Source organism: Chloroflexus sp. MS-G, assembly GCF_000735195.1.
In the GTDB taxonomy this organism is placed as follows: domain Bacteria; phylum Chloroflexota; class Chloroflexia; order Chloroflexales; family Chloroflexaceae; genus Chloroflexus.
The window spans coordinates 1-7,025 of sequence record NZ_JPIM01000168.1 but is presented as its reverse complement, the minus strand read 5'-3'; the positions used below and the strand labels follow the sequence as shown (position 1 = coordinate 7,025).

8 protein-coding genes are annotated in these 7,025 nt (G+C 52.4%); 5 read left to right on the top strand and 3 right to left on the bottom strand.

Annotated features, from left to right (window positions below; translation table 11 throughout):
* Positions 1–385: 385 nt before the first annotated feature.
* The gene (locus tag JE47_RS0118960; protein WP_031461258.1) at positions 386–1,900 is read left to right on the top strand and encodes a phytoene desaturase family protein; all 1,515 of its coding nucleotides are present in this window, start codon (positions 386–388) and stop codon (positions 1,898–1,900) included.
* Positions 1,901–2,103: 203 nt separating this feature from the next.
* Here the strand turns inward: JE47_RS0118960 and JE47_RS0118955 are convergent, their stop codons facing one another.
* The gene (locus JE47_RS0118955; RefSeq protein WP_031461257.1) at positions 2,104–2,556 is read right to left on the bottom strand and encodes a chemotaxis protein CheW; all 453 of its coding nucleotides are present in this window, start codon (positions 2,554–2,556) and stop codon (positions 2,104–2,106) included.
* 92 nt (positions 2,557–2,648) lie between these two features.
* On the opposite strand from JE47_RS0118955, the gene JE47_RS0118950 reads away from it, so the two are divergent.
* Genes JE47_RS0118950 through JE47_RS20750 form a run of 3 tightly spaced genes read left to right on the top strand, consistent with a single transcriptional unit; the run spans position 2,649 to position 4,728 of the window.
* Complete coding sequence (locus JE47_RS0118950; RefSeq protein ID WP_236631311.1) at positions 2,649–3,431, top strand: DUF429 domain-containing protein; 783 nt, start codon at positions 2,649–2,651, stop codon at positions 3,429–3,431.
* A 24-nt stretch (positions 3,432–3,455) separates the two neighbouring features.
* A complete protein-coding gene (locus JE47_RS22345; RefSeq protein ID WP_236631310.1) occupies positions 3,456–3,746 on the top strand; it encodes an MgtC/SapB family protein in 291 nt (96 codons plus the stop codon).
* Position 3,747: 1 nt separating this feature from the next.
* Complete coding sequence (locus JE47_RS20750) at positions 3,748–4,728, top strand: MgtC/SapB family protein (protein ID WP_236631309.1); 981 nt, start codon at positions 3,748–3,750, stop codon at positions 4,726–4,728.
* A 19-nt stretch (positions 4,729–4,747) separates the two neighbouring features.
* On the opposite strand, the gene JE47_RS0118940 is transcribed toward JE47_RS20750, so the two are convergent.
* Positions 4,748–5,194 carry a methyltransferase family protein gene (locus tag JE47_RS0118940; protein ID WP_031461255.1) on the bottom strand — a complete coding sequence of 149 codons (447 nt, stop codon included), beginning with the start codon at positions 5,192–5,194 and terminating at the stop codon, positions 4,748–4,750.
* Between the two features lie 46 nt (positions 5,195–5,240).
* Between JE47_RS0118940 and ruvA the strand changes: the two genes are divergently transcribed.
* Positions 5,241–5,828, top strand: a complete 588-nt coding sequence (ruvA, locus tag JE47_RS0118935) for a Holliday junction branch migration protein RuvA (RefSeq protein WP_031461254.1) — start codon at positions 5,241–5,243, stop codon at positions 5,826–5,828.
* Positions 5,829–5,904: 76 nt separating this feature from the next.
* Here ruvA and JE47_RS0118930 read toward each other — a convergent pair whose 3' ends face one another.
* Entirely contained in the window at positions 5,905–6,522 is a 618-nt protein-coding gene (locus tag JE47_RS0118930) for a phosphoribosyltransferase family protein (protein ID WP_031461253.1), read from the bottom strand.
* Positions 6,523–7,025: the final 503 nt, after the last annotated feature.

The window sequence follows — 7,025 nt, the reverse complement described above, 5'->3', positions numbered from 1 at the left end:
ACCCTCACATGAATCAACAACGGCCACCACTTTACAGGTGGCCGGAGAGAGGGGAGAGGAGCGGTGGGTGGATTCGGAGCATTTTGTCTAGCATTGACCACCGCAAATCAATTTACCAAGCACTGTTGATGATAGCTTGGATAGATTAGCTCTCGATTAACAGAGTATTAGACTAGTATTAACATACAAGGCACCACAGATCACACATCGAGTTATCCACAGATTCCACCATTTATCCACAATTTGAATCACATGGACAGCAGCGTGCACGCATCCACAACCTACGGTGCTCCTGAACTCGCAGGTACCGTGACCGTGGCGGAAAAGTGATGTATACTCAAAAAGGAGTATCATTAGAGATCCGTACAGGACAGAGGAGCAGGACGTGTCACAGCGTATTATTATTGTCGGTGCAGGCCCTGGAGGGTTGGCAACAGCCATCCGGCTGGCCGGGCGCGGCTATCAGGTTGAAATCTTTGAGGCAGTTGATCGACCGGGTGGGCGGATGCGAGGCTTCTCACTCGGCGACTATCATTTTGACACAGGCCCAACTATCTTGCAAGTACCACGGGTATACGACGATCTCTTTCAGAGTGTTGGCCTGCGTTTTAGCGATTATGTTACGCTGGTGCGTCTCGATCCGAACACTCGTATCCGGTTTTGGGACGGTGAGTATCTTGATTTGACGTCGAACATTTCTGCATTTAAAGCCCAATTAGCACGCTTCGATCCGAATCTACCTGCTGAATTTGAACGCTGGTACATCGAACATATCCGTAAAAATGTGGTCGGTTATGAACCGTACCTCGGCACACCAGTACGTAGCCCGCTGGGGTACCTGAAACCACGTGAAATCGCAGCCGCCCTAGCATTCCGGCCATGGGAAAGTCTTTATGATCACTTCAAGCGCTTCTTCCGTGATGAACGAGTTGTTTATGCACTGTCGTACCAGGCCAAATACTTGGGGATGCATCCAACGGCCTGCTCAAGTATCTTTAGTCTGGTAACTTTCCTCGAATTTGCCGAAGGTATTTGGCACCCCCTAGGTGGATTTCGCGCTCTGGCTGCCGGACTAGCGAAAGCGGCTACCGATGTAGGAGTGATGATCCACTATAACTGCCCTGTTAAACAAGTTATTGTCGAGCAGGGACGAGCCTGCGGCGTTGAGCTAAGCGACGGTAAGCGTGTCAGTGCCGATGCAGTGGTGGTTAATGCTGATTTCGGGCATGCGCTGACCCACATTATTCCGCCACATGCCCGTGGAACGTACACCGACCAAAAACTGAACAAGATGGAGTTTTCGTGTTCGACTTTTATGCTCTATCTGGGCGTCAATCGACGATGGGATGATCTCCCTCACCATCAACTGTATTTGTCAGCCAACATTCGTCGCAACGATCCGCTGTGGGCAAAGAGCGCAGTGCTCGATGAAGACGATCCGTCGTTCTATGTCTGCAATCCAACCATTGTTGATCCATCGAATGCCCCTCCCGGTCATAGTACACTCTTCGTATTGGTACCGGTACCCAATTTACGCTACCCGGTGAATTGGGCAGCAGTTGAACAGCGATACCGCGATCTGATCCTTCGTCAGATGGCAAAACTCGGCTTTGAAGATGTTGAACGCCATATCGTAGTAGAGAGACAGTATACCGCAGAAACCTGGCGTGACGAGCACCACACCTATCTTGGCGCTGTTTTTAACCTGATTCATAGTTGGAGTCAGCTTGGGCCGTTCCGCCCGCATATCCGTCATAATGGAGCACGCAATCTCTACTGGATAGGTGGAGCGGTGCATCCAGGGAGTGGATTGATGACGATCCTGGAAGCGGCTAAGAGTGCGGTTCATTTCATAAGCGAAGATTTGCCGCAGCCAACCGAGGTGAGGAGTGTAAGGTAAGAAATAGGGAAGAGAAAAGAGTAGAGGGCGCACCGTTACGCACGTCAGCAGACAGGTTGGAAATTCCACTTGTTCGTCTACTGGCAACTTCCGGGTAGAAAAGCGCCAATACGTTTAGCGGTATCGCTCGCAAGGCCCTTCCCACAAGGTAACACTGTTCGGCAAGATAGACGACGGCGTCGCCTGGCTTGCCGAACTCCGCATCAGTCACGGGTACTGCCATGCGCTATCGCAAACAGCTCATCAACGTCGAGCAGAAGCGCAGGTTGAGGCAGATCGTTCACCACTCCACACGAGAAGCCATCAATGTGAGTGAGTGGCGCCAACCCATCAGCATCGACGCGATGCAGGCTGATCACCTCATCGACCAGTAAGCCGATTTCTGGCGACTGATCATCATCGGTTGTCACCAGCAGAATATGACTGTCAAGATCATAGGCAGGTGGTTCACCGAGCAGCGAGCGCCCATCAATGACTGGTACTGTTGTCCCCTGGAGTGAGACAATCCCACAAACGACCGCTGGTGCATCGCCGGGAGGTGTCAGTTCACCGAGGCGAGCAGTGTGCACTACGGTATGCAATGGTAAAGCAACGAATCGGCTACCGATCCGACACACAATAACCATTGCTGTTGGCGGTGGCTTGAGCAGACTCATACAGACCTCCCTGTCGCACTTGTTTAGGTACACTGTACAGCACACAGGTCGCGATCAGCGTTATATTCACGCAACCGGTGATGAATGTATCTATGCATCAACAGACGGTATATCTCGGTTTAGACCTTGCGTGGTCAGAACGCAATCTCAGCGGTTTAGCAGCGTGTTGTGGGAGTTCTCAGGGAGCACAGCTCTGTTATCATCCACGCCGACTACAAACAACCGATGAAATTGTGCAGACGATCCGGCACATCTGCGGCGACAAACCGGCAATCCTAGCGATTGACGCACCATTACTCGTGCCAAATGAAACCGGGCGGCGGCGCGCAGAAGCTGAGCTGGCGGCGGCGTTTCAGCGATACGATGCAGGGCCGCATCCGGCAAACCGTCGGTTGTTACGGCGGTATGGCGGAATACGGGGCGAAACCATTGTTACGGCCTTGGCCAACGATGGGTTTCGTTATGTACCGATGATAGAGGCGGATGCAGGTGGACGACTGATTGTTGAGGTCTTTCCCCATCCGGCAACTGTCGTCCTCTTCCGTCTCCACCGCATCCTGAAATACAAAGCACGTCCTGGCCGTTCACTGACCGAACGACGGCAAGAACTTCGACGGTATCTTGAGCTGCTCACGACGCTCCAGTGGTCAGACCCACCATTGTTAGGAGTACAGAACCTCTGGACAGACCTTGAGCTTGAGCGATTTGGCCCATCGGCACTCAAAGCTATCGAAGATGAAGCGGACGCTTTGCTCTGCGCGTATATCGCGCTTTACGGTCATCGCTGGGGGGCGGCCCGTTGTCGGAGTTTCGGTACCGTAGAGGGGGGTGCCATTTTTACGCCGTACTGGTATGATAGAGAAACTACTGAATAGTGAGGAACAGGTAGGGGCAGCATCGTGTTTGACGGCAATCCACACACTGAACTTTTTTACCAATTTGGCCTGGCCCTACTCATCGGTGCGCTCATCGGCCTGCAACGCGAGCATGCTCATAGCGGAGTTGGCGAATTGTTTGCCGGGGTGCGCACCTACGCCATTGTTGGCGTGATTGGTTGTGCCGGTGGGCTGGTCGCGACCACATTGCAAGCGCCGGAGATTTTTGCTGCATTGATAGTAGTTATCGGAGGATTACTGATCGCTGCTTACGTGTTGGGAAGCAAGCAAGAGGGGCTGGGGACTAACCAGTGAGATGGCACTCATTACGACCTTGCTTTGCGGAGGAATGGTAGCCTGGGGATACGGCACATTGGCCGCAGCAGTCGGTGTAGCTACGGCGGGCTTACTGGCAATGAAGGCTCGACTGCATACATTTGCCCATCAACTCAGTGCGCAAGATATGCAGGCAGCATTAACCCTGGCCGCGATCAGCCTGATCATTCTGCCGGTTCTACCCAATACCGCAATTGGCCCACCACCGTTCGATGTCATCAATCCGCAAAAGATATGGTTTTTAGTAGTACTCATTTCGGCGTTTAACTTCAGTGGGTATGTCTTGCACCAGATCATCGGCACAACACGCGGTATCGCGTTAACCGGCTTGATCGGCGGGATCGTCTCTTCAACTGCGGTCACGTTGAGTAACACGCAGCGTAGTCGGAGTGACCCTCAATTAAGTGGGGCGTATGCGTTGGCAATTCTCCTGGCCTGGAATGTTATGTTCGTGCGAGTGCTCGTTCTTGCAGGCGTTATAGCACCACACGTTCTTAGCAGACTGTGGCCGATCATCATCGCGGGTGGTGGGAGTTGCCTCCTTGGGAGTATCTGGCAGGCCAAGCAAGCGCAGCACAACGAAGTCACCTCTCTCGTCTTGAGTAACCCACTGGAGCTAGGCGCAGCTATCAGTTTCAGCTTGTTCTACACCGCTATTTTGATCGGCGCAAATCTCGCTCGCAGTCTGTTCGGAGATGCCGGCCTCTACCTTTCAAGTATCTTCGGCGGATTGCTCGACGTAGATGCTATCACCCTTTCACTTAGTGAACTGGCAAACACAGGCGATGGGATTAGCGAAGTCACTGCTGCGCGAGCAATCGGGATGGCAACCCTGACCAACACGTTAGTCAAGGGCGGGATCGTCATCGTTGGCGGATCGCCGCTCTTGCGACGAACTATCGTACCGGTGCTTATCTTGATCAGCAGTACCATGTTGGCCGCTCTTTTATGGCCATGGTAATATGACGAACAAATCGTCCTTACCAGACGAACGGAACCAATCGCCATGTATGTTTTCGATAAGCGTCATATCCAGGAAGCCGACGTTGCAGTAATTGTTCTTCGTAACGTAGTTTGACAACCAGTACGACCAGTAAGCAAAACCACAATCCCCAGCGCCACCATGTTGGCGCAGCCAGCATCCAGGCAAGGGATGCGATCAGCAGACTGGTATACATCGGATGACGTATCAGGCGGTAGGGGCCAGTATTGACCAACTCGACGTGCGGTAACGGATCAGGTAAGACAGAAAGACGATGCAAGCGCATCGTGAGGAGTGCCCACACCCCTAAGCCAACACCAACCAGTAAAAGACCCAGCAAGGGCAGCGATGGCGGGATCAAAGGCCCACTCAACACAATTGCACCGAGGCACGTAAACTGGCCACATACCAGCCCAAACGAACGTAGTGGAGAATAGACTCTCATCGGTATACTCCCCTTATAAGTGGATAACAGGTAAGGGCTTCGTTCTATGATTGCATCAATCCGAGGCATCATCCAGAGCATTGGCATCGATCATCTTATCATCGAAACAGGTGGCATAGGATTTCTCATTTATGCGCCTCGTCCAACTTTAAACACCATCGGCGAGGTTGGCAGGGAAGTTGTGCTACATACCCTGTTGATTGTACGAGAAGATGCACTGACTCTCTACGGCTTCAGCGATCCCACTCAACGAAATCTCTTCGAGCAGTTGATTGGGGTGAGCGGGATCGGCCCCAAGATCGCACTGAATCTTCTATCGAGCGGAACACCTGACGAAGTGCGAAACAGTATCGCCAGTGGCGATGTAGCTCGACTGGCACGGGTACCAGGAATTGGCAAAAAAACAGCCGAACGGATCGTGCTTGAGTTGCGTGGCAAGATAGATGTCCACCAGGTCGCCAATACCGGGAGTGCGAATCTGCAAACGGTTGATCGTGAATTGAGCGATATATTGATGAGTCTGGGCTACAGTGCAACAGAAGCGGCAGCAGCTATTGCTGCACTACCGGCCGATGCCCCGCCAACATTAGAAGAGCGTTTACGCCTCGCTCTCCGTTACTTCGGTAGCACCTGATGGCCAATTGGTTTACCGGTTGGCAGACTCAGGGTGCTACGCTACCATTACCTATGGTACATCACCTGCGGCAGGATCAGACAGGTAGTGGCCAACCGGTGATTTCAGGGCGACCATCAACAAACCGTGCAATCTGCGCCAGAGCAATAACCGGAATTCTCTGTTCCTGGAGCAGTCTACGTCCCGGTTGAAATTGCTTTTCCACGACAAATGCTGCGGCAACGACATCGGCTCCAGCCTCGCGCACCATCTCGGATAACGCCAGAGCAGTACGTCCATTCGCCAGAAAATCATCGATAATTGCCACGCGACTACCGGCAGGAATGAAGCGGGCCGTGATTGCCAGTTGCACCTCACGACCACGGGTTGGCGAAGGAATCCGCCGGTGGAGTGCCGGTGTTGGCACATCAGGATCATATTTCTTGGCGTATACAAGGGGAAGACGTGCTACCAAGGCCGTGGCTAGTGCCGGCGGAATCCCACTCGCTTCAGCAGTCACGATGAGGTCGATAGAAAACGGTTCCAGGCGAGCAGTTAGTTCTGTGCCGATAGCGGCCATCAGATCTGTTTCAATCCGATGGTTGAGAAAATGATCAATTTTGAGGATGTGGTTATGTACCACAATCCCTTCACGCTCTATGCGTTGCACAAGCGGCGGAAACGGTGCGCACAATGATAGATGTGATGGTTCCATAGGATCATCCACAGCACTATAGATATTCCACACCATGAGTATCATAAAGCAATGTAGGAAAACCGTCATGGTCGTAGTCATGTGGAAGATGTGGACAACAAGCGATTCTCCTCATTCCAGTGGGCTATTTTGGGAGTGGACAACATGTGAACAGCTATCCACATCACACTGGGTCATAGCAAATAACAGGCGTGCTTCCGCATATCGTCCACGAGTTATCAAGGTGATTTTCCGCACGTTATCCACAAATGGTCAAAGTTTTCCACATAATATCGCCAGTTATCCACAAGGCAGCAGATAGCAATGCGGATAATGCAGGTGTTCCCACGTCGCCGGTGCGAGGAGTGTCATCGGTCAGTCGTTAAAAGGGAGCAGCACGCCGCAAGACGCTCGGCGTGCTGCTTCCGAATCAATACTGTAGCGAAGTGAAACAAGGCGAATCTTACGCGACTCACCTACTGTATTCGCTCATACCGGTAACAAAATGACTTACGACTTCTCGC

Excerpts from the sequence above, each read along its gene's own strand:
- JE47_RS0118955 (WP_031461257.1), bottom strand. The coding sequence starts at position 2,556 with ATGAGTCTGCTCAAGCCACCGCCAACAGCAATGGTTATTGTGTGTCGG.
- JE47_RS0118950 (WP_236631311.1), top strand. The coding sequence starts at position 2,649 with ATGCATCAACAGACGGTATATCTCGGTTTAGACCTTGCGTGGTCAGAA.
- JE47_RS20750 (WP_236631309.1), top strand. The coding sequence starts at position 3,748 with ATGGCACTCATTACGACCTTGCTTTGCGGAGGAATGGTAGCCTGGGGA.
- JE47_RS0118940 (WP_031461255.1), bottom strand. The coding sequence starts at position 5,194 with ATGAGAGTCTATTCTCCACTACGTTCGTTTGGGCTGGTATGTGGCCAG.
- ruvA (WP_031461254.1), top strand. The coding sequence starts at position 5,241 with ATGATTGCATCAATCCGAGGCATCATCCAGAGCATTGGCATCGATCAT.
- JE47_RS0118930 (WP_031461253.1), bottom strand. The coding sequence starts at position 6,522 with ATGGAACCATCACATCTATCATTGTGCGCACCGTTTCCGCCGCTTGTG.